Genomic DNA, 19,895 nt, shown 5'->3' with positions numbered 1-19,895 from the left:
TCGCTTGTCTTACGAGTGTGCAAGTTGACACCTCGTCGACACTGCAGACATTCCGAAAGTCGGATCGGTTGCGCAGAAAGAGTAATCGTTACGTGATCAGTTCGGAGGCGTCCTGACGGCCTGTGAGGGAGTGCTCCCCTCCGCCGTCGCGGGCGACGAGGGCCGCGTAGTGGCCGCCCAGGGCGAGGAGTTGGTCGTGGGTGCCGCGCTCGGCGATGCGGCCCGCGTCCAGGACGACGATCTCGTCCGCGTCGCGCACGGTGGAGAGGCGGTGGGCGATCGTGATGGTGGTGCGGCCGGCCGAGAGTGTGTCGAGCGCCTGCTGGACGGCCTGCTCGGTCTGGGTGTCCAGGGCGCTGGTCGCCTCGTCGAGGACCAGGACCGGGGGGTCGCGCAGGATGGTGCGGGCTATCGCCAGGCGCTGCTTCTCGCCGCCCGAGAAGCGGTAGCCGCGCTCGCCGACCAGGGTGGCGTAGCCGTCCGGCAGTGAGCTGATGTGGTCGTGGATCTGCGCCGCGCGGGCGGCCGCCTCCAGTTCCGCGTCGGTCGCGTCGGGTTTGGCGAAGCGCAGGTTGTCGGCGACGGAGGCGTGGAAGAGGTAGGTCTCCTGGGAGACGACGCCGACCGCGTCGGCGAGCGCGGCGAAGCTGAGGTCGCGCACGTCCGTGCCGTCGATGGCGACCCGGCCCTGCGTCACGTCGTACAGGCGCGGGACGAGGTAGCTCAGTGTCGTCTTGCCGGAGCCGGTCTCGCCGACCACGGCCAGGCTGCCGCCCGGCGGGACGGTCAGGCTCACGTCCTGGAGCGTGGGCCGCTCCTGGCGGTTGTCGTAGCGGAAGCCGACGCCCTCGAACCGCACCTCGCCCCGGGCCCGGCCCGGCGGGGTGACCGCGTTCGGGCGCTCGGTGATGTCCGGCACCAGGTCCAGGTACTCGAAGATGCGCTGGAACAGCGCGAGCGAGACCTGCACCGCGACGCCGACCTGCAGCAGCGAGACCGTCGGCCGGAACAGGCTTTGCTGGAGGGAGGTGAAGGCGACGAGCGTGCCGAGCGAGATCGCGGTGCCGTGCGCGCCGGCGAGCCCGGCGGCCCAGTAGATGACGGCCGGCATCGCGGCCATGACGATCTGGATGGTCGACTGGCGCCAGCGTCCGGCCATGTCGGCGCGGACCTCGAGGTCGGCCAGTGCGGCGGACTCGTCCGCGAACTCCTTGCTGAGCGCGCGCGAGCGGCCCATGGTGCGGCCGAGCAGGATGCCGGAGACCGAGAGCGACTCCTGCATGATCGAGGAGATCGCCGCGAGCTGCCGCTGCCGTTCGCCCGCGATCCGGCGCCGCTCGTTGCCGACGCGGCGGCTGATCCAGACGAACAGCGGCAGCAGGAGCAGCGAGACGATGGTCAGCTGCCAGTCCAGGGCCGCCATGGCGATGACGGTCGCGACGACCGTGGTGGTGTTGGAGACGAGCGAGGTGGCGGTGGAGGTGACCGTGGCCTGCATGCCGCCGATGTCGTTGGCGATGCGTGACTGCACCTCGCCGGTGCGGGTGCGGGTGAAGAAGGCCAGCGGCATCCGCTGCAGGTGCGCGTAGACGGCGGTGCGCAGGTCGTGCATGACGTGCTGGCCGACATTGGTCGACAGGTAGGTCTGCCAGACGTTGAACACCGAGTTCGCCACGGCGACCGCGACCATGCCGACGGCCAGCACGGTCAGCAGGCCGGTGCGGCGCTCGGGGATGGCGACGTCCAGGATCGCCCGCAGCAGGAACGGCGAGGCGACCGAGACCAGGGAGGAGAGCCCGACCAGCACCGCGACCACCGCGAGCCGCCCCCGGTAGGGGCGGAACAGCCGCAGGATGCGCCGCAGCTGCCGCGGCTGCCGCGGCGCGTCGGGATCGCGCGGCGGGGGAGTCCAGTCGGGACCGGGAGGCTTCATGAGGTCGAGCATAACTCACTATTGCTCTGGCTAATAGTGAGTTTTGCTCACTACTACTGTGGCGGTGGCCTCAGTGGCGCAGCGAGTCCGCGCCCCGGTAGCCCTCCGGCGCGCCCGGGACCAGGACGATGTCCGCGACCATGTGCCGGGTCCGCAGCGGTGCGATCTGCCGGTAGGCGGGGGAGTCCCACCAGGCCCGCGCGCGGTCCAGGTCCGGGAACTCGATGAGGATCAGGTCGCCCTTCCAGCTTCCCTCGACCTCCTGGACCGGGTTGCCGTGCACCAGGAAGCGGCCCCCGAACGGGTCCAGGGTGGCGTCGATCCGCTCCAGGTACTCCACGATCTGCGGGCCGAACTCGACGGAGTGGACGTGGGCCATCGCGTAGGCGGTCATTTCGCTGCTCCTCAGCGCTCGGTGGTGCGGTGTGGTGCGGGGTTCCTTCGATGACCCCACTCTGTCCGAGCCGCCCGCACGGCGAATCCGTCACACTTAGGTAGTCGCGGGGGCCGGACCGGCCCGGTGCGCTCTCCGGGCCGCCGGGCCACCGCGCCGGCGGGCTGGGGCAGCGGCGGCGCGGACGCCTATGCTCGGATGAGGGGAAGCAACCGACCCGGGCGGGCGCCATGGCCTTCGCCGTCTTCACCGATCGCCGCGAGGCGGGGAGACGGCTCGCCGCGCGCCTTCACCACCTGCGCGACCAGGACGTGGTGGTGCTGGGACTCCCGCGCGGCGGGGTGCCGGTCGCGGCCGAGGTGGCGGCCGAGCTGGACGCGCCGCTGGACGTCGTGGTGGTCCGCAAGCTCGGCGTTCCCGAGCAGCCGGAGCTCGGCATGGGGGCGATCGGCGAGGGCGGGGTGCGCGTGCTCAACGCCGAGGTCATCCGCCTGGCCGGCGCGAGCGAGGAGGCCCTCGCCCGCGTCGAACGCGAGGAGCGCACCGAACTGGAACGCCGGGTCCGCCGCTACCGGGGCGACCGCCCGCCCGTCGCGGTCACCGGGCGCACCGCCCTCGTCGTGGACGACGGCATCGCCACCGGCTCCACCGCGCGGGCCGCCTGCCGCATCGTCCGCGCCCAGGGCGCCGCCCGGGTCGTCCTCGCGGTCCCCGTCGCCCCGCGCGGCATCGCCTCCGCCTTCACCGGCCTCGTCGACGAACTCGTCGTCGCCGACCAGCCGGCCTGGTTCGCGGCGATCGGACAGTTCTACGAGGACTTCACCCAGACCTCGGACGCGGAGGTCCTGGCCTGCCTGGACCGCGCGGTACCGCACTGAGCGCCGCGAACGGGCCCGGTCCGGGGTCCCACGGGTTTCCGTCGCGGTGCGGTGGGCGCATGGTGGTAAGGAACACCTGTTCACGTTCCGAGGTGGTGAGCAGATGGCGGACGACTCAGACAACAGGGGGTCCGGCCACCGGGGCTCGGGCGCGGGCCCGTCCGGCTCACGCCGTGGGCTGAGTCGGCGCGCGCGGATCGTAGCCCTGGTCGCCGGGCTCGCGGTCGTCGGTGCCGGGCTCTGGTTCGGAGTGGCGGGGGGAGGCAACCCGGCGGCTCCGCCGTCCACGTCACCCTCCTCGCCGGCGGTGAACCCGCTGACCGGCGAGGGGACGGGCGGGCACGTGCTCGCCGTGAAGATCGACAACGTCGGCGGCGCGCAGCGCGTCCAAGCCGGACTGAACTCCGCGGACCTCGTCTACGCGATCCAGGTCGAGGGCGGGCTCAGCCGCTACCTGGTGGTCTTCGACAGCTCCCACGTCCCCGCCAAGGTGGGGCCGATACGCAGCGCCCGGCAGGCCGACATCCCCCTGCTCGCCCCCTTCGGGCGCGTCGGCTTCGCCTACTCCGGCGCGATCTCCGGCCTGCTACCCGACCTGGCCGCCGCCAACCTTCAGACGATCACGCCGATCGCCCGCAACGACCTGTTCAGCAACGGCGGCAGCGACCCCACCTACATCCAGCCCGCGCAGGTCTTCGCGGCCTTCCCCGATCTGGCCTCCACCCAGGACGTGGGCCTGCGTTTCGGCGCCGAACCCGCGGGCGGCACCGCCGCCGGCACGGCGAGCGCCAGGATGCCCTCGGCGCGGTTCACCTTCACCGCCTCGGGCGCGAAGTGGCTGGTCGCCGTGGACGGGCACGGCGTGACGACCACCGACGCCGGGCAGGCGAACGCGGACAACGTGATCATCCAGCACGTGCAGGTCGTGCCGGGCAAGTACACCGACCACAACGCTGGGCACGCCGACAACGAGGTCTTCTCGCAGACCACCGGCCAGGGCAGCGCCGACTTCTACCGCGACGGCAAGGTCTGGCACGGCCAGTGGTCCAAGCCGAACGACGGCGCGCCCACCAGCTACACGGTCGGCGGCGCGCCGATGCAACTCGCCCAGGGCCGCACCTGGATCGTCCTGGAGGGCTGAGGCCCGCCGCCGCGCGCCCTCACCGCGCGGCGGGGGCCGGTCCGGCCAGGTAGGCGAAGTCGTGCGAGGCCATGTCGTGCAGACGCTGCGCGAGGTCTTCCAGAGCGCGGCTGGCCGCGAGCTCGTCACCGATGTCCGGCACCGACCGATCAGCCGGGTTCCGCCGCGCCACCCCGCGCCCGGTCGCCATCGGCGCCCCGGGGTCCGTCATCACGGCCCGCGCCTCGGTACGGTCCTCGTCCTCGTCGATGGTGACCGTGACGGTCCACTGCTTGGTCTTCATGACATCACCTGTTCCTGCCTCTCCCACCAGTGCGCCACGCCCGCACGCGGGAGTCCAGTCCGGCGGCCCCGGACACCCGGAAACCCCGGTGCGACGGGCCGCCCCGGCTGACAGCATGGCCGCATGACCCAGCCCACGAACCCGCCCGCCCCGCTCTCCCTCCCCTTCGCACCGCCCGCGCCCGCGCGCGACGCGCTGGAGGGGCTCGCCCTCGGGGACGCGTTCGGCGAGCGGTGGTTCCGGCTGTTCCGCGCGCCGGACGAGGCGTCCGCGCAGATCGCGGCGCGGATCGTGCCGCAGGAGTCGCCGTGGCACTGGACCGACGACACCGCGATGGCGCTCGCCCTGGTGCGGGTGCTGTGCTTCCAGGACGCGGTGCACCAGGAGGACCTCGCCCGCTCCTTCGCCGCGACGTTCCTCGCGGATCCCGCGCGCGGCTACGGCCACGGCATGCGGCGCCTGCTCCCGGTCCTGGCCGAACGGCCGGACGCGTGGCGGGAGGAGAGCCGCAGGCTCTTCGACGACCAGGGAAGCCTCGGCAACGGCGCGGCGATGCGCGTCGCCCCGCTGGGCGCGTGGTTCTGCGACGACCTGGACGAGGCGGTCGCCCAGGCCACCTTCTCGGCCGAGGTCACCCACGCCCACCCGGAGGGCGTCGCCGGCGCGGTGGCCGTCGCGGCGGCCGCGGCACTGGCCGCCGCGAGCCGGGGCGCTGACGCCCCGTCCGCCGCCGACCTGCTGGACCGGGTGCGCGCGGTCACCCCGCAGGGCGCCATCCACGAGGGCCTCCACCGCGCCGCCGCCCTCCCGCCCACGACCCCGCCGTGGCGCGCGGCGGACCTGCTCGGCAGTGGACAGCGCATCCGCGCGAGCGACACCGTCCCCTTCGCCCTCTGGTCGGCCGCCCACCACCTCGACGACCTCGTGGGCGCGCTGTGGTCCACGGCGGCTGGCCTCGGCGACGTCGACACCACCTGCGCCATCACCGGCGGTGTGGTCGCCGCCCGCACCGGCCTCGCCCACGTCCCCGCGACCTGGCTCACCCGCCGCGAGCCGCTCCCGGACTGGGTGGGCGCCCGCTGACCCCTGCGGGCTCGTTCAGGCGGGCACGGCGGTCCGGTCAGGAGATGACCCCGGAGGCACTGACGCGCAGCTCCACCGGATGGTCGGTCACCGGCGGCAGGCAGTTCTCCCGGCTGCACGCGGCGTAGCTGACCAGCACAGTTGCCGTTCCCGAGCCCGTCGCGCGGACCTGGAGGTCCGCGGTGACCGGCCCGTCCGGGTAGACCGGCAGCACGAGCGAGGTCCCGGCCAGGGGGAGCCGCACCGGCCGCTCGGCGGTGACGGGCGGGCCGGCGCTGAGCACGGCGCTGCGCACCGTGACCCTGAGGGGCCGTCCGACTCCGTCGATGCCGGTCGGCGGGAGGTCGACACTGTAGAGGTGGTAGCCGGGGTGTTGCGGGGCGAAGCTCGCCTCCAGCGTGGCATGCGGGCCGGACCGGTCCTTGACGGTCAGCGTGACGGTCACCCCGTTCTGGGTGAACCGGCCCACCACGGAGGGCGCGGTCCCGTCCGGCCGCAGCGCCACGAAGGCGCCGGCGGCCAGGACCCCGGCGACCGCCGCGCCGGCGCCGAGCAGCGGGAGCTGCCGTCTCATGCGGCCCACTTCTTCAGGAAGGCCAGGAACCCGGCCTGGTCGAACTGCGGGTTCCCGGTCTTGTTGGTGTCGACGCGGATGGTGCCCGACGGGCTGAGGATGACGATGACGGGCAGCGCGAAGCTGCTCGCGTCGTCGTAGTGCCCCAGGATGCGCATGTTCGCGTCGACGTTGTCGCCGATGTCGATCTGGACGAGGTGGTAGGAGGCGCCGAGGACGGCCCGGACCTGCGAGGTGTGGAAGTCCTGGTCCATCGCCACGCAGTTGCCGCACCAGGTCGCGCCGAAGTCGAGGAGGACCTCCTTGCCGTCCGCCCGTGCCGCGGCGCGGGCGGCGTCGATCTGGGCCTGGGCGTTCGCGGTCGGCGAGTAGCCGAAGGACGTGGGAGCGGACGAGGCCGGCCTGGTCGTGCGGTGCGACGCCGTGGGGTGGGGCGTCGGGCGCTTGCTCGCCTGTGGGGAGGCCGGACGCTGCGTCGTCGCGTCCGACAAGGGCCGGGCTGTCGGCGTCGGGGCCCCGGCCCCGCTCGCCGTGGCGCTCACGGACGGCTGCGCGGCGCCGACGGTCGATGCGTTGAGAGGCGAGGCGCAGCCCGCCGCCAGGGCGACGACGGCTGCGGCGGTGAACACGGATATCGCTTGGCGCACGGTGGCTCCCGAGGGTGCGTGGCCGCCGCTCCGGTGGGGCGGCCCTCGTACTGGAGATCCGCGGGCGGGACGGGAGTCACAGAAATCCGCGAGCGGATCGACTCGGATTCCCGCTCCCGGCTCACCCGCCGTGAACCCGGGGCGGGCTGGGTGGGTCCCACGCTGGGGAGGCCGGACCGGTGCCTGCTTGGATGGGGACTGGCGGATCGTCACACCATCGGGGGGAACGATGACCGACACCGAGGCCGTGGTGGCCTACCTGTTCCTGTTCCTGGGACGCAAGGCCGAGAGTGCCGATGATCCGAGGGATTGGGCGGGGGAGCGGTTGCACGCGCTGGTGGCGCCGAAGCTCGGGGACGGCCCGGCCTGGCGTTTGCTCGTCGGTGAGGCCGACGCGGGCCGCGAGAAGATCTCGTCGGACACGATGCGGCGGATGGCGCTCGCGCTGGTGCCCGTCGCTGAAGGCGATCCGGGCTTCGCCCGCGCCCTGGCGGGGCAGTTGCAGATCTGCCACGCGGCGGAGGCGGCCATGCAGCCGACCCACCCGCAGGACGAGGTGACGGTGGGAGGCGAACCGGCGTTCCTCGCCGACTACGTGCGCTTCGGCGGTCCCGACAACCCCGGCATCCGGAGCGTCCGCGACAACCTTGCGGACTACCTGAATCAGCCTGAGTATCCGAACCTCGGGTTGCGTCTGCTCCAATCCATGGCGGCTGACTGCGCGTATCCGGGGCCGGAAGCGGAGCATCCCTTCGCCCCGACGGCCCGTGGCCACCTGGCTCGTTTTCTCGCGGTGACCGGGCATCCGGCGGCGGCTACCGCTGCTTTCGAGGCGCTCCTGTCCGACTGCATTCGGTTGCTCGGCGCCGAGCATCCCGTCGTCCTGGGCTCCGACCTGGCTCTCTTCCTGGGTGGGGAGGTGAGTCCGGCGGAGGCCACTGAGGCGTTCGAGGCCCTCCTGGCCAATGCCTCGACGGTCCTCGGCCCCGAGCACCCCGCGATCGTGAACGGCCGCGACCACCTGGACGGTCTACGCGACGGACTCGTCACTCCGGTCCCGGTCGCCGCGGCTCTCGCCGCCCCTCTCGCGGACTTCCTGCACGTCCTCGGTCCCGACCACGCCGTCATTCTCAAGGCCCGCGGGCACTTGGGCGGCATCCTGGCCCACGCAGCCGGCCCGGCCGCGGCCGCAGGGGCTCTCCATGCCGTTCTTGTGGACTGCCTGCGCGCCCTTGGCCCCGACCACATCGTCACCAGAGGCCTCGACCACAGCTTCGGATACTGGTACACGAGGGCGCGCTTCGAGTCGTCGTAGGCGCGGCTGCGCTCAGGTGCCGGAGCCGCGCCGGGCGAGCCAGGCGGCGTGATGTCGCATGCGTGACCGGTCGTCAGGGAAGCAGCTGTCCCAGGGCTGGTCCAGTGGGAGCCAGGCCGCCGGTTGCCCGTCCTCCGGAGCGAGCGGGGTCGAGGTGTCGGCCAGCGCGGCGTACGAGAGGCCCAAGGTCACCGCGAGGCCGGTGGCGTAGGAGCGGACGGTCGCCGCGGCCGGCTGGGGGAGGAGCGCCGCGTCCAAGCCCGTCTCTTCCCGCAGTTCGCGCGCGGCCGCCTCGCGGGGGGTCTCGCCGGGCTCGACCATGCCGCCGGGTGGCACCCAGCCCCGCCAGCGGTGGTGGACCAGCAGAACCCGCGTCAGGTCCTTGTCGAAGACCCACACCTCGGCTCCCAGCGGCTCCATCGGCCCCCGGCAGGCCGCGGCCAGCCAGCGGCGGGCGTCGTCGTACTCGCACACCGCCGACGCGGCGTCAGCCGCGGCGGCGGCCACGGACCTCTGGTCGAACTCGTCGCGCATCACCCGCCGCACGATAGGCCGTGGGTCTGACACGGCCGGTCCACGGCACAGCCCTCACCCTGAGGTCCAGGGTGAGGGTTACCCGCGTAGCTCGCGGGCGTGCGGCACGGGGCGGTGGGTCAGGCCGCCGCGGTGAACGGCGTCGCCCGTGCCCAGAGGCGGTCGAAGGTCTCCTCGAGCTCGGCGACCGTGTGCACGTCGTCGACGAGCAGGACCGGTCCGGGGGTTCCGTCCGGGGTCGGGTCCGCCGAGGGGAGGGTCAGCAGGGCGCGTTCGCGGTCCGTGAGGATCATGCGGGTCTCCACCGCGGAGGTGACCCTGGCCTGTTCGCCGGCCGCGGCGAACCGTGCCGCCCGCGCCACCAGGCGCGGGTCGCTGAGCAGGTCCGCATGGTAGACGCAGCGCACCGAGCCCCCGGAGGTGGTGATCGCGCGGACCCGGCTGAGCCAGCCCTCGTCCGACAGGCCGTCGAAGGGAGGCCGGGCGGTCGCCAGCACCGAGTGCTGGGCGTAGTCGCGCCAGTGGTCCATCCGCGCCAGGACGCCTTGGTCGTCGCGCGAGCGGGCGAGCCCGGGCCGGGGCTCGCTGCGCGCGGTCAGCCAGTCCGCGCGCAGCTCGGCGACCAGGTCGGAGGCGACGACCTCCAGTCGGGCCAGGCTGTCGCGGTGGGCGCGGATCAGGGCCGCCGCCGCGCACGCGGGGTCCACGGCCCGGTACGCGGCCGGCTTGCCGGGCGTCTTCGCCACCAGGCCCTGGTCGATGAGCGAGCCCAGGACGTCGTAGATGCGCTGGCGTGGGACGCGGGTGGCGTCCGCCAGATCCGGGGCGGTGGCGTGGGGGAGTCGGGCCAAGGTGGCGTAGGCGCGGGACGAGTACGACGTCAACCCCAGGGTTTCGAGCGCCCGTTCGCAAAACGATGCTGCCGGTGTCATGTACCACTCATATCAGAGACTCAGGTCCGGTTGCGAACAGTGATGATTCAACTACTGATATCGCAACAGCCTACGGCGACGCGGCGGTGGCCCGCTCCCGACCAAGGGAACGGGCCACCGCCGACGTCATGCCGTCGCCGCGCTGTCGCCCGGACGGACGCGGGATGAAGATCATCCCTCGGTTCGCGCCGGGGCGAACCCGGTCGGCCGTGCCGTGAACGTGCCACGGCCCTGCGTCCGGCTGCGCAGCCGCGTGGCGTAGCCGAACAGCTCCGCCAGCGGTACCGTCGCGGTGACCACACCGGCGCCGCCGCGCACCGTCTGGCCGGACACCCGGCCGCGCCGCGCGGCCAGATCGCCGAGCACCGACCCGACTGCCTCCTCCGGGACCGTCACGGTCACCTCCACGACCGGCTCCAGCAGGACCATCGCGCACCGGCCCAGCGCCTGACGCAGCGCCAGCCGGCCCGCCGTGCGGAACGCCAGATCCGAGGAGTCCTTCGGATGCGTGGCCCCGTCCGTCAGCGTCACCTTGACGCCCGTCACCCGGTGACCGCCGAGCGGACCCTCGGCGAGGGCGTCACGACAGCCGGCCTCGACCGCGCGGATCCACTCCTGCGGCACCCGGCCGCCGGTCACGGTGGACGCGAAGACGAACTCAGGCCCGCCCTCCACCCGCTCGAGCGGCTGGACGTCGAGCACGACCTGCGCGAACTGGCCCGAACCGCCGTCCTGTTTGACGTGGCGGAAGAGCATGCCCGCCACGCCGCGCACGACCGTCTCGCGATGGCCCACCTGCGGGCGGCCGACGCGCAGCTCCATCCCGTGGGCGCGGCGCAGCTTCTCCACCGCGACCTCAAGATGCAGCTCGCCCATGCCCGACAGCACGGTCTGGCCCGTCTCCGGGTCGGTCCGCACCGCGAGCGAGGGGTCCTCCTCGACCAGCCGGGCCAGCAGGCCCACCAGCCGCTCCGAGTCCGAGGACCGCACCGCCTCCACCGCGACCGACACCACCGGCTCCGCCGTCCCCGGCGGCTCCAGCAGCAGTGGCGCGTGCGGCGCGCACAACGTCGCGCCCGCGCGGGCCGCCTTCGGGCCGATCACGGCCACGATGTCGCCCGCGACCGCCGTCTCCACGTCCGCGTGCCGGTCCGCCTGGACCCGCAGGATGCGGCCCACCCGCTCGGTGCGTCCGGCGCCGGCGTCCAGCACCGAGTCGCCTTTGCGCAGGGTGCCGGAGTACAGGCGCAGGAAGGTCAGCCGCCCCGTGGGCGCCTGGGTGACCTTGAAGACCAGCGCCGCGAGCGGCTGCGCGGGGTCGGCGGCACGTTCCGCCGACCCCGCCGCCACCCCGGCACCGGACGTACCGTGAGCGGGAAGGTGGGAGGTGTCACGAGACGTCGGGGCCGACGTCCCCCTCGCCGGAGCGACATCCGCAGGCGAAGGCAGGTACGAGACCACCGCGTCCAGCAGCGGCTCCACCCCACGATTGCGATACGCGGATCCACACAGCACCACCACCCCCTCTCCGGTACAGGTCACTTCCCGAAGCGCCGCGGCCAGTGAGCTGTCGCTCAGCCGGCCCTCGGCGCAGAACTCCTCCAACGCCCGCGGATGCAGCTCCGCGACCGCTTCCTCCAGCAGGTGGCGCCGGCTCCGCGCCTCCTCCCGCAGGTGTGCGGGCACCTCGCCCGCGTGCATGCCCGCCGCCGCGTCCGGCCAGGTCAGCGCGCGCAGCGTGACCAGGTCGACGACACCGGTGAAGTGCTCCTCGCTCCCGATCGGCAGCTGCACCACCAGCGGCACGGTGTGCAGCCGCGACCGGATCGAGGCGACTGCCGCGTCGAGGTCCGCCCCGGCGCGGTCGAGCTTGTTGACGAAGGCGATCCGCGGCACGCCGTGCCGGTCCGCCTGCCGCCACACCGCCTCGCTCTGCGGCTCCACGCCCGCCACGGCGTCGAAGACCGCGACCGCGCCGTCGAGCACGCGCAGGGCGCGCTCGACCTCGTCGGCGAAGTCGACGTGGCCAGGGGTGTCGATCAGGTTGATCCGGTGCCCGTCCCAGTCGCAGCTGACGGCCGCGGCGAAGATCGTGATGCCGCGGTCGCGCTCCTGCGGGTCGAAGTCGGTGACGGTGGTGCCGTCGTGGACCTCGCCGCGCTTGTGCGTGCTGCCGGTGGCGAAGAGGATCCGCTCGGTGACGGTCGTCTTCCCGGCGTCGACATGCGCGAGGATGCCGAGGTTGCGGACCTGGGCGAGGGCGGAAACAGTGGTGACGGTGGTACGCACGGCCGAAGGCCTTTCAGGATGATCCTGGACAGGGAGGCGCGATTACCCCGCGGCGGCGTGACGGAGCGTCGGGCGGCACGGTGCCGCTCGGCTCGCAGTCGTCAGGCGAGCGCCGTGGTCCTCCGGTTCCGGCCGCGCAGCCGGCACCGGAGGACCCGGGACACCAGGATCACCTCGTACCGCGTCAGGGGAGCCATGACGGCGTGACGGTTGTTCATGGCCGGGCTCCCCTCGTGGTCGAAGTCGGTGTGTCAGTGGAACGAAAGCGTCGAACGCATGGCACAGGTGTGCCGGTCAGTGGTGCGCCGGGCGACCGCTTCCGTGCGGTGCGCTCGGCACGGGCCGAGTCTGTCAGCGGGGGACCGCGCGGCGCATCCCAATTTCCGCACTCAGGCCTTGAGTTCCTCCGGAACCGCGGCCAGCGCCTGCTGGATCGCGGCGACCAGCTGCCGCGCGGACTCCGCGGTCAGCTCCATGGCCACCCGGCGCGCGGGATCGCCGTCCGGGTCGGCCAGGTCGATGTTCAGGGTGTGCTCGGCCATCGCGTGCACCGGGTGGTCGAAGTAGACCGTCGCCTGCCCCACATGGAAGAACGTGCTGCCCGGCCCCTTGGCGCTGCCGTCGATCGCGGCCTGCACGGTGGTGTAGGTGCACATGCTCAGGCTCCCAGGTGCTTGCCGAAGAAGGCCGCGATGCGCTCCCAGCCGTCGGTGGCCGCCGCCACGTTGTAGCTGGGACGCTCGGTGGAGAAGAAGGCGTGCCCGGCCCCCTCGTAGCTGTGGACCTCGAACTCCTTGCCGTGCGCGGTGAGGATCTCCTCCAGCTGCGTCACCTGCTCCGGGCTCGGGTACTTGTCCTCCGCGCCGAACAGGCCGAGCAGCGGGGCCCGCAGGCCCGGCAGCTGGTCCACCAGGTTCGTGACCTTCAGCGGGAACTCGGTCGGCACCTCGCCGGTGACGAACGCGCCGTAGCAGTCCACCGCCGCGTCCAGGTCCAGGTGGCAGGCCGCCAGCACGGACTGACGCCCGCCCGAGCAGTAACCGATCACGCCGACCTTGCCGTTCGAGGTCGGCAGCGCGCGCAGATAGGCGGCCGCGGCCGCCACGTCGCCCACCAGCCGCTCGTCCGGGATCCCGCCCTGCGCCCGCGCAACCGCGGCCGCGTCCTCCGGCGATGCGCCGGGCGCCTCGCGCGTGTACAGGTTCGGGCAGACGACGTCGTAGCCCAGCTCGGCGAAGCGGCGCGCGATCTCCTTCGAGCCGCGGTCCCAGCCCGGCAGGTGGTGGATGACGACGACGCCACCACGGCTGAACTCCGCCTCGGGCCGGGCCACGTAGGCCTCGATCTCGTCCCCGTCGTGGCCCGGGATGCGGACCAGCGTTGCGATCATGGATTCGTACATGCGCCAGCTATATCACGCGTGTCCCACGCCCCGGCACGCCCGCCGCCGGGGACGGGCCGGGCTGGCAGCGCGGGCACCAGAACACCACCCGGTCCTGCGGCGGGGCCCCGAGCCGGGCCGTCCGCACCTCCGTGCCGCAGCGCCGGCACGGCCGGTGTGCCCGGCCGTACACCCAGTGCTGACGGTCACGGCGCGGATCACCCGTCGTCACATGGCCGTGGCGCAGCTTGTTCAGCACCAGCAGGTGCCGCGCCGCGTGGACCACCCGCGGCAGCTCCGCCACCTGCGCGACAGGCGTCCACGGCGACACCTGCGCGAGGAAGCACAGCTCGTTCGCGTACACGTTCCCGATCCCGGCCAGGTTGCGCTGGTCCAGCAGCGCCTCCCCGAGACCGCGCCCCGGCACCGAGGCGAGCCGGCGCACCGCCTCCGCCTCGTCCCACGCGGCGGAGCCGCTGGTCGGCTCGGTGGGCCCGAGCAGATCCGGCCCCAGATGGCCGACCACCCGCGCCTCCCCGGCCGTCGGCAGCAGCTCCACCACGCCCAGCCGGTATCCGACCGCCGTCCGGTCGGCGTTGCCCAGCACCGCCCGGATCTGGAACTCCGCCCCGCCGCTCCACGGCTCGCCCGCCGCGAAGACCCGCCAGCGCCCCTCCATCCGCAGATGCGTGTGCAGCGTCAGCCCGCCCTCGATCCGCGTCAGCAGATGCTTGCCACGCGGCACCACGTCCAGCACGCCACGCCCCACCAGATCGGCGGTGGCATGCGCCGGCACCCGCAACTCGGCCACCCGCAGCACCTGACCGGCCAGCGCCCGCCGCAGCTCCCACGCCGTCCGATAGACCGAATCACCCTCGGGCACCGGGCTCCCTCTCCCTCTCGTCCCTGCTGCGCCCATCGTCGCACCCACCACCGACAACGACGAAGGCCCACCCACCGGGACCGAGCGGGCGCCTACCGCAGCGGCGTCACGCGCAGCGCCTGCCACGCCGCACCCGCCCGCGCCGAGACCGCCACGCGGTCCGCGGACGCGTCGCCCAGCGCCACCCAGAACCGCCCCGCGACCACGCGCGGCACCGTCGCCTCGGCCGCGCCGCGGCCGAACCGCACCAGCGGGGTGCACCCGTCCGGCGGCAGCAGGCCCCACGCCAGCACCGCCGTCCCGGGCGCGGCGCCACGGCGGGCACCGCGCAGCAGTTCGGCCGTCAGCGCGCTCTCGACCATGACGTCGAGCAGCGCCTCCCCGGCGTAGACCTCCAGCGCGACCCGCCCGCGCGACCCCTGTCCGAGGCGCAGTGCCCACCCGTCCCCGAGGTCCACGCCGCCGTCGATCCGCTCCACGCTCTCGCGCTCCAGCACCGTCATGGCCTCTCCTCCTGCCGTTCAGCCGTACGGCCACGACCGTAGGGACCGACTTTGTGGTTTCCCTGGGAGACGCCTGCGCACTCACCCGCACGGCGGCGGGTCCTGGCGGGGCGGCCGGGAGGGGGCGAAGGTGGAGGCGGAGCGGAGGAGGTGAGCTGGGGGTCGTGGAGAGCGACGGGGACGGCCGACCGGGCCACGGCGGCAGGGTGTGGACCACCCGCGCGTACTGGGCGTCCTACGCCCGCCGCCTGTGGGACCACGGCCGCCACGTGGAGATCATGCAGCGTTCGCTCGCCTTCGCCGCGCTCTTCTTCGTCACCCTGGTGCCCCTGCTCGTCGTCATCGCCGCCGCCGAGGGGACCCGGGGCAACGGCATCGCCCAGTGGATCACCGACGCCCTCGGGCTCTCCGGCGCCGGCGCGCAGGCCGTCAAGCGTCTCTTCGTCGCCCGCGGCCAGACGCTCAGCACGACCACCGGCGTCAGCCTCGCCGCCCTCGCGGTCTTCGGCATCTCCCTGATGGCCTCGGTCCAGGCCGCCTACGAACGCATCTGGAGCCTCCCGCGTGGTCCTTGGCACACCACCTGGCGCCAGACCGTCGGCCTGGCCGGCCTCATCGGCTACATCCTGCTGGCTGCCTGGAGCGGCGTCCCAGGCCAGGGCACCGCCTTCCAGCCCGGGCTGCGCGTCGTCGTGACGCTGGTCGGCGGCATCGCGCTGTTCTGGTGGCTCCAGTGGCTCCTGCTGGGCTCCCGCATCCCCTTGACCCGGCTGCTCCCGGGCGCGATCGCGACCGTCCTCGCCCTCACCGGCCTGCAGATCTTCTCCCGCTTCGTGCTGGCGCCGCTGTTGGTGATGAACGCGGTCTCCTACGGGACCGTCGGCACGGTCCTGATCGTCCAGTCGTTCCTCATCGGCGTCGGCTACACGCTCTACGCCGGCTGCCTCGCCGGCCAGGCCCTCACCCCGCCGTCCGAGACCGAACGCCCGTCCGAGCCCTGACGTCCGCGCGGGCCGGGCCCGTACGAGCTCTCGCTCGCACGGGCCCGGCCCGCAGGTACGCACCGAGGCCGGAATCAGCCCTCGTTGGCGCAGCTGTTGCCGAAGGCCGGGTTCAGCGCACCGATGACGTTGACGGTGTTGCCGCAGACGTTCACCGGGATGTGGACCGGAACCTGGATCAGGTTGCCGGAGAGGAAGCCCGGGGAGTTGGTGGCGGTGCCGGTCGCGGTGCTGCTGGCAGTCGCCATGCCGGCGGCCGCCGCGACAAGACCGGCTGCCGCCGCCGTCACCGCAAGGCCGCGCTGGGTGCTGCTCATGTGAGGTAGTCCCTTCGGGAACCGAGAATGGGTCAGATCCGGCCGACACGGCTGGGGGCCGCACCGACTTTCACTGCCAACGCGCGGTCAACGCCGAAGGACATGCAGGTCGGCCGGGTTTCACCCGGTCGGCCGACGCGCCCAGCCCGTCGCCGTCCGGACAGCCGGTCACACCGTCAGGAGGTGTAGGGCTCCCAGGTGTGGCTGAAGTACCACGTCGACTGGCTGATGCCGGAGCAGGAGTCCGAGCCGGCCGTGCCGGGGCAGCCGCCGTTGTCGCGTTCCGAGGCCCACATGGAGATCTCGTCGACGCCCTTGCTCACGGCCCAGGTGTAGACCGTCTTCGCGTCGGCGGTCGTGAGGGTCTCCGGCTTGCCGTAGTCGTCGATGCCGGGCATCTCGGTGACGCCGACCATCGCCCACAGCTGCGCGGAGCTCTTGGTCGGGTAGAGCTTGCCGAGTTCGGTGACCAGGCCCTGTGCGGCGGTCTCCGTCGCCGTGGCCATCTCGTGCGAGCCGCCGGTGTAGTAGTCGAAGGTCATGATGTTGACCACGTCGATGCGGGTGTGGTTGGCCACGGCGTTCTTGAGCACCGCCGTGCCGCCGGAGTCCAGGCCGTCGGTGTTGGTCGGCAGCGTGTAGGAGAACTCCACGTGCCGGCCGTTGCTCGCCGCCCACGACTCCACCTGGGCTATGGCCTTGTTGCGCCGGTCGATGCCCGCGCTGTTGGTCAGCGAGTTCTGCTCGACGTCGAAGTCGACGCGGGAGAGCCCGTACGTCGAGATGAGCTTCTCCAGCTGCGAGGTGATGGAACTGACGCTGGTGCAGCTGTCGGCGAGCTCGGTGTTGGTGGTGTCCGCCGTGTAGCCGCCGAGCGAGGGGATCCCGTCACCGCCGGCCGCGCGCAGGGCGGTGAAGGAGGAGCCGTAGACGGAGGAGGAGATGGGCTGGGAGGTGCTGCCGTTCCAGTCGAGCGTGCAGGAGCCCGCCTTCGCGGTCTGCAGGAACGCCAGCGAGACCCACTTGACGCCGGACTTCGAGGCGATGGTGGCCGGGTCGTCGCCGTTGTAGGTCTCCACGTAGGGAGCGAACACGTGGGTAGGGACGGTCGTCGCGGGGTGGACGGCCGCCCCCGCGGGACTGGACGAGAGTGCGAGGGCCGCGAGCAGGGCGAGCGTGGTCGCGGCGGTGGCAGCGGTGGCACGCAGGGGAGCGGTGGGGCGCACGTGAGGCCTCCGGAACGAAGCGATGGGGGAAGATGGTTAGGAAACTTTCCTTCCTGACATGTGCCGGTAGATATACCGGCCTGGCCGACGGGCCGTCAACAGGTCCGACAGAACGGACATGTGGGCGCGCGGCCCGACGGGGGGCGTGCGCCTCGATGCTGCGCTCCGGCTAATCCGCGAAAGCGTGGAATGCATCTACATCTACGCGTAGGTTGACGCCGCCGGGGGAGCATCACCCGGCCTCGCGGACCGATCTAAGGACCGTCAGATGTCCCAACCCGCCTCGCCATCCGTATACAGTCCCTCGCCCGTCGTCCCCTTGTCCCGCGCCCCCCAGGCGAATCCCGACGCCGTCCCGGCCGACCTGTTCGCGTCCTTCGAGCAGCCGGTCGTCGAGCCGTTCCCGGTCCAGGCCCTGCACGCCTGCCGCGTCCTGGCCCACGTGCTGCAGCGCGTTCCGCGCCCCGAGAGCGTGCAGTTGTTCACGGCCGACCACTGGTCCTCGCCCTGGCTCCAGGTCCACCTCTACCCCGACCCCGACGACGCGCAGCTGGCGGCCTACCAGCACGCTCTCGGCGGACGCCTCACCCGCAGCCGCAGCGACGGGGAGTCCCGCACCGTCGTCTACAGCGAGCTGGCGACGGTGGTCGACCGGGTCCGCATCCAGGTCTGGAACGTCAACGAGCACCCCCTGCCCACGCTGGTCCCGACCCCGGACGTCCGCACCGACGAGGCACCGGCCGAGCCCCTGGTCGCCGACCCGCCGCCGACCCTGGAGTCGCCCGCGCCCGCGCCGTCTCCGGCCCCCGCCATGCCGACCGCTCTCGCGGATTCCGACGGTTCCGTGACCCCGGTGACCCCCGGCGCGCCGACCACGCTCGGCGGCCCCGCCGCCCCGGCCGCCGAGACCCTGGCTGCCCCCGGCACTGCGCCTGGTGGTGCCGAGACCCCGGCAGCCCCCGGGGCGCAGGCCGGTCCCGGTGCGCCCGCCGTGCTCGGTGGTCCTGCCGTCGTCCCCAGCGCGCGGACCGCCCCGGCGGAGCCCGCCGCCTCCGCCGCCCCCGCGGGACCCGTCCCCTGGGCCGGTCCCGGCGCCGCGAAGCGCAGCGTCGGCGCAAGGCCCAAGCCGAAGCCGCCGTCCGCCACCAAACGCCCAAGCGCGCAGGGCACCGCCCGGGACGACACCACCCAGGACGCGTCATGAACGCCCTGCTCGCACGCCTGCTGGTGATCCTCACCGCGCTCTCCGTGCTCGGCTGGCTCGCCTGGGCCGGCTCCGCCTGGCACCTGTGCCGCGTCCGTGCCCGCCGGTTCGCGCAGGACGTCGAGCTGCTGCGCCCCGTCTCGGCCAGCCGCGAGCGCGACTGGTTCGCGGAGTGCCTCCAGGAACTGCACGTCGCCATCGAACACGACCTCACCGCCTCAGCGCCTGCACTCCAACTGGGCCAGCCGGGCCAGCCGGGGCGGCAGCAGAATCGGTTCTCCACAGAAGCAGCGAAAGCCCGACCAGGTCCGCCGTGCCCCGACGTCCGCCAGGATCGCGGCGACCTCGTCGAGAATCCTGGCGATCTCCACGGCGCCGCCCGGCCACGCGCCCGCTGTGAGGGGCGCCAGCACGCAGACCTCCAGCGGATCCCAGACGACGGCATGGGACTCGGGATCTGCCACGCGAATCCGGATGCACATGGGAGGGCTCCTCACGCGGAGCAGGATGCGCGGCCAGGACGCGGTGGCGCCAGGTGCCGCGCCCCGGGGGACGGAACCGGAGGACAGACGCTACTCCCACAGGAGTGACCTGTGAGGGCCCCGTGAAGGACGAACCGGGACATCCGGAAGCGAACACCTATCCCGCGCGCCCCGCCGTCCGGGCTACGGAGCACGGGACGCGGCCACCGGACCTCCGGGTGGCTACCCCGCCCGCCGCGGTCGCGGCAGCTTGGCCAGGGCCCTCGCCATCTCCACCAGTGCGCGCTGCTGATCGGTGTCCAGCGCCCGGTAGATCTCCAGCAGCCGGGCCTCCCGCTCCGCATCGAGGTCCGCGGGCGTGCGACGACCGGCGGCGGCGAAGACCCGGGACGCCGGATACGCGGGCGGCAGCGCGTCCGCCAGCGCGCGCAGATCGTCCGAGGCGATCCGGCCGCCGGCGCCCCGGCGACCCGTCACCCACGCGTTGAGCGTGGCGTAGGGTATCCCGGCCCGCTCGGCGATCCGCTTCTGCGTCAACCCCGGATTCTCGGACAGGACGCAGCGCAGCAGCGCCCCCAGGTCCTCGCCCGCCTGCCCAGCCGGGGTCTCGATCGGTTCCACGTCGTCATTATCGGGGCTGTACCTGGGGGAGTCCTATGGTCGGTACACGTCGGGCACCCGCACCAGGAGCACGGGGCGGCGCGCGCCCCCGTCATCACGCCCTGAGCTGGCACCTCGTCATGCGTCACCCGGCGCGGCCGCACCGACTTGCCGGATCGGGCCGCACCGGGACGGGGGGACTGCTATGGTGCCGCGCTGTCCCGCGCCGTGACGGAGGGCCGGCTCGGGGCCACCGGCCGCGGTCGCGACTCGGGCGCGCGCAGCAGTGCGGTCC

General features: G+C 73.2%; 22 protein-coding genes. 6 read left to right on the top strand and 16 right to left on the bottom strand.

Annotation, left to right across the window (positions count from 1 at the left end):
* Nucleotides 1–88 precede the first annotated feature (88 nt).
* Nucleotides 89–1,933 carry an ABC transporter ATP-binding protein gene (locus ABH931_RS21425; RefSeq protein ID WP_370115597.1) on the bottom strand — a complete coding sequence of 615 codons (1,845 nt, stop codon included), beginning with the start codon at nt 1,931–1,933 and terminating at the stop codon, nt 89–91.
* Nucleotides 1,934–2,003: 70 nt separating this feature from the next.
* Entirely contained in the window at nt 2,004–2,327 is a 324-nt protein-coding gene (locus ABH931_RS21420) for a DUF1330 domain-containing protein (RefSeq protein ID WP_370115595.1), read from the bottom strand.
* Nucleotides 2,328–2,557: 230 nt separating this feature from the next.
* Here ABH931_RS21420 and ABH931_RS21415 point away from each other — a divergent pair, with 230 nt between their 5' ends.
* Nucleotides 2,558–3,205 carry a phosphoribosyltransferase gene (locus tag ABH931_RS21415; protein WP_370115593.1) on the top strand — a complete coding sequence of 216 codons (648 nt, stop codon included), beginning with the start codon at nt 2,558–2,560 and terminating at the stop codon, nt 3,203–3,205.
* Nucleotides 3,206–3,308: 103 nt separating this feature from the next.
* The gene (locus tag ABH931_RS21410; protein WP_370115591.1) at nt 3,309–4,346 is read left to right on the top strand and encodes a DUF3048 domain-containing protein; all 1,038 of its coding nucleotides are present in this window, start codon (nt 3,309–3,311) and stop codon (nt 4,344–4,346) included.
* A 19-nt stretch (nt 4,347–4,365) separates the two neighbouring features.
* Here the strand turns inward: ABH931_RS21410 and ABH931_RS21405 are convergent, their stop codons facing one another.
* Nucleotides 4,366–4,629 carry a DUF1876 domain-containing protein gene (locus tag ABH931_RS21405; RefSeq protein ID WP_370115589.1) on the bottom strand — a complete coding sequence of 88 codons (264 nt, stop codon included), beginning with the start codon at nt 4,627–4,629 and terminating at the stop codon, nt 4,366–4,368.
* A gap of 123 nt (nt 4,630–4,752) precedes the next feature.
* Between ABH931_RS21405 and ABH931_RS21400 the strand changes: the two genes are divergently transcribed.
* On the top strand, nt 4,753–5,712 hold the full coding sequence (locus ABH931_RS21400) for an ADP-ribosylglycohydrolase family protein (protein ID WP_370115587.1): 960 nt from the start codon (nt 4,753–4,755) through the stop codon (nt 5,710–5,712).
* A gap of 37 nt (nt 5,713–5,749) precedes the next feature.
* Here the strand turns inward: ABH931_RS21400 and ABH931_RS21395 are convergent, their stop codons facing one another.
* Both ABH931_RS21395 and ABH931_RS21390 read right to left on the bottom strand, forming a co-directional pair.
* Complete coding sequence (locus ABH931_RS21395; RefSeq protein ID WP_370115585.1) at nt 5,750–6,286, bottom strand: hypothetical protein; 537 nt, start codon at nt 6,284–6,286, stop codon at nt 5,750–5,752.
* Nucleotides 6,283–6,933: a thioredoxin family protein gene (locus tag ABH931_RS21390; RefSeq protein ID WP_370115583.1), complete on the bottom strand. Its 651-nt coding sequence runs from the start codon at nt 6,931–6,933 to the stop codon at nt 6,283–6,285. The genes ABH931_RS21395 and ABH931_RS21390 overlap by 4 nt, the downstream gene beginning before the upstream one ends.
* 229 nt (nt 6,934–7,162) lie before the next feature.
* On the opposite strand from ABH931_RS21390, the gene ABH931_RS21385 reads away from it, so the two are divergent.
* Nucleotides 7,163–8,248: a hypothetical protein gene (locus ABH931_RS21385; RefSeq protein ID WP_370115581.1), complete on the top strand. Its 1,086-nt coding sequence runs from the start codon at nt 7,163–7,165 to the stop codon at nt 8,246–8,248.
* 12 nt (nt 8,249–8,260) lie between these two features.
* On the opposite strand, the gene ABH931_RS21380 is transcribed toward ABH931_RS21385, so the two are convergent.
* The 7 genes from ABH931_RS21380 to ABH931_RS21350 form a co-directional block, all read right to left on the bottom strand.
* Nucleotides 8,261–8,782 carry an NUDIX domain-containing protein gene (locus ABH931_RS21380; protein WP_370115708.1) on the bottom strand — a complete coding sequence of 174 codons (522 nt, stop codon included), beginning with the start codon at nt 8,780–8,782 and terminating at the stop codon, nt 8,261–8,263.
* A gap of 119 nt (nt 8,783–8,901) precedes the next feature.
* Nucleotides 8,902–9,714, bottom strand: coding sequence for a TrmB family transcriptional regulator (locus ABH931_RS21375; protein ID WP_370115579.1), 813 nt, complete (start codon nt 9,712–9,714; stop codon nt 8,902–8,904).
* A 171-nt stretch (nt 9,715–9,885) separates the two neighbouring features.
* A complete protein-coding gene (fusA, locus tag ABH931_RS21370; protein ID WP_370115577.1) occupies nt 9,886–12,003 on the bottom strand; it encodes an elongation factor G in 2,118 nt (705 codons plus the stop codon).
* A gap of 389 nt (nt 12,004–12,392) precedes the next feature.
* Nucleotides 12,393–12,659: a DUF6295 family protein gene (locus ABH931_RS21365; protein WP_370115575.1), complete on the bottom strand. Its 267-nt coding sequence runs from the start codon at nt 12,657–12,659 to the stop codon at nt 12,393–12,395.
* 2 nt (nt 12,660–12,661) lie between these two features.
* A complete protein-coding gene (locus ABH931_RS21360) occupies nt 12,662–13,405 on the bottom strand; it encodes a dienelactone hydrolase family protein (RefSeq protein ID WP_370115573.1) in 744 nt (247 codons plus the stop codon).
* Between the two features lie 7 nt (nt 13,406–13,412).
* Complete coding sequence (locus tag ABH931_RS21355) at nt 13,413–14,267, bottom strand: DNA-formamidopyrimidine glycosylase family protein (RefSeq protein ID WP_370115572.1); 855 nt, start codon at nt 14,265–14,267, stop codon at nt 13,413–13,415.
* Nucleotides 14,268–14,359: 92 nt separating this feature from the next.
* Nucleotides 14,360–14,770: a hypothetical protein gene (locus ABH931_RS21350; protein ID WP_370115570.1), complete on the bottom strand. Its 411-nt coding sequence runs from the start codon at nt 14,768–14,770 to the stop codon at nt 14,360–14,362.
* Nucleotides 14,771–14,934: 164 nt separating this feature from the next.
* Here ABH931_RS21350 and ABH931_RS21345 point away from each other — a divergent pair, with 164 nt between their 5' ends.
* Nucleotides 14,935–15,771, top strand: coding sequence for a ribonuclease BN (locus ABH931_RS21345; RefSeq protein ID WP_370115568.1), 837 nt, complete (start codon nt 14,935–14,937; stop codon nt 15,769–15,771).
* 74 nt (nt 15,772–15,845) lie between these two features.
* On the opposite strand, the gene ABH931_RS21340 is transcribed toward ABH931_RS21345, so the two are convergent.
* Nucleotides 15,846–16,088, bottom strand: a complete 243-nt coding sequence (locus ABH931_RS21340) for a chaplin (protein WP_370115566.1) — start codon at nt 16,086–16,088, stop codon at nt 15,846–15,848.
* A 176-nt stretch (nt 16,089–16,264) separates the two neighbouring features.
* Nucleotides 16,265–17,314 (bottom strand): chitinase, encoded by a 1,050-nt coding sequence (locus ABH931_RS21335; protein WP_370115564.1) that lies wholly within the window; start codon nt 17,312–17,314, stop codon nt 16,265–16,267.
* Between the two features lie 319 nt (nt 17,315–17,633).
* Between ABH931_RS21335 and ABH931_RS21330 the strand changes: the two genes are divergently transcribed.
* Nucleotides 17,634–18,518, top strand: coding sequence for a hypothetical protein (locus ABH931_RS21330; RefSeq protein ID WP_370115562.1), 885 nt, complete (start codon nt 17,634–17,636; stop codon nt 18,516–18,518).
* 218 nt (nt 18,519–18,736) lie between these two features.
* Here ABH931_RS21330 and ABH931_RS21325 read toward each other — a convergent pair whose 3' ends face one another.
* Both ABH931_RS21325 and ABH931_RS21320 read right to left on the bottom strand, forming a co-directional pair.
* Nucleotides 18,737–19,000, bottom strand: a complete 264-nt coding sequence (locus ABH931_RS21325; RefSeq protein ID WP_370115561.1) for a hypothetical protein — start codon at nt 18,998–19,000, stop codon at nt 18,737–18,739.
* A 222-nt stretch (nt 19,001–19,222) separates the two neighbouring features.
* Nucleotides 19,223–19,621, bottom strand: a complete 399-nt coding sequence (locus ABH931_RS21320; protein WP_370115560.1) for a transcriptional regulator — start codon at nt 19,619–19,621, stop codon at nt 19,223–19,225.
* Nucleotides 19,622–19,895 lie beyond the last annotated feature (274 nt).

Origin of the sequence: Streptacidiphilus sp. MAP12-33 (assembly GCF_041261265.1) — a bacterium.
Classification (GTDB): domain Bacteria; phylum Actinomycetota; class Actinomycetes; order Streptomycetales; family Streptomycetaceae; genus Streptacidiphilus.
The sequence above is the reverse complement of the archived record's forward strand: the minus strand, read 5'-3'. Positions and strand labels throughout refer to the sequence as shown.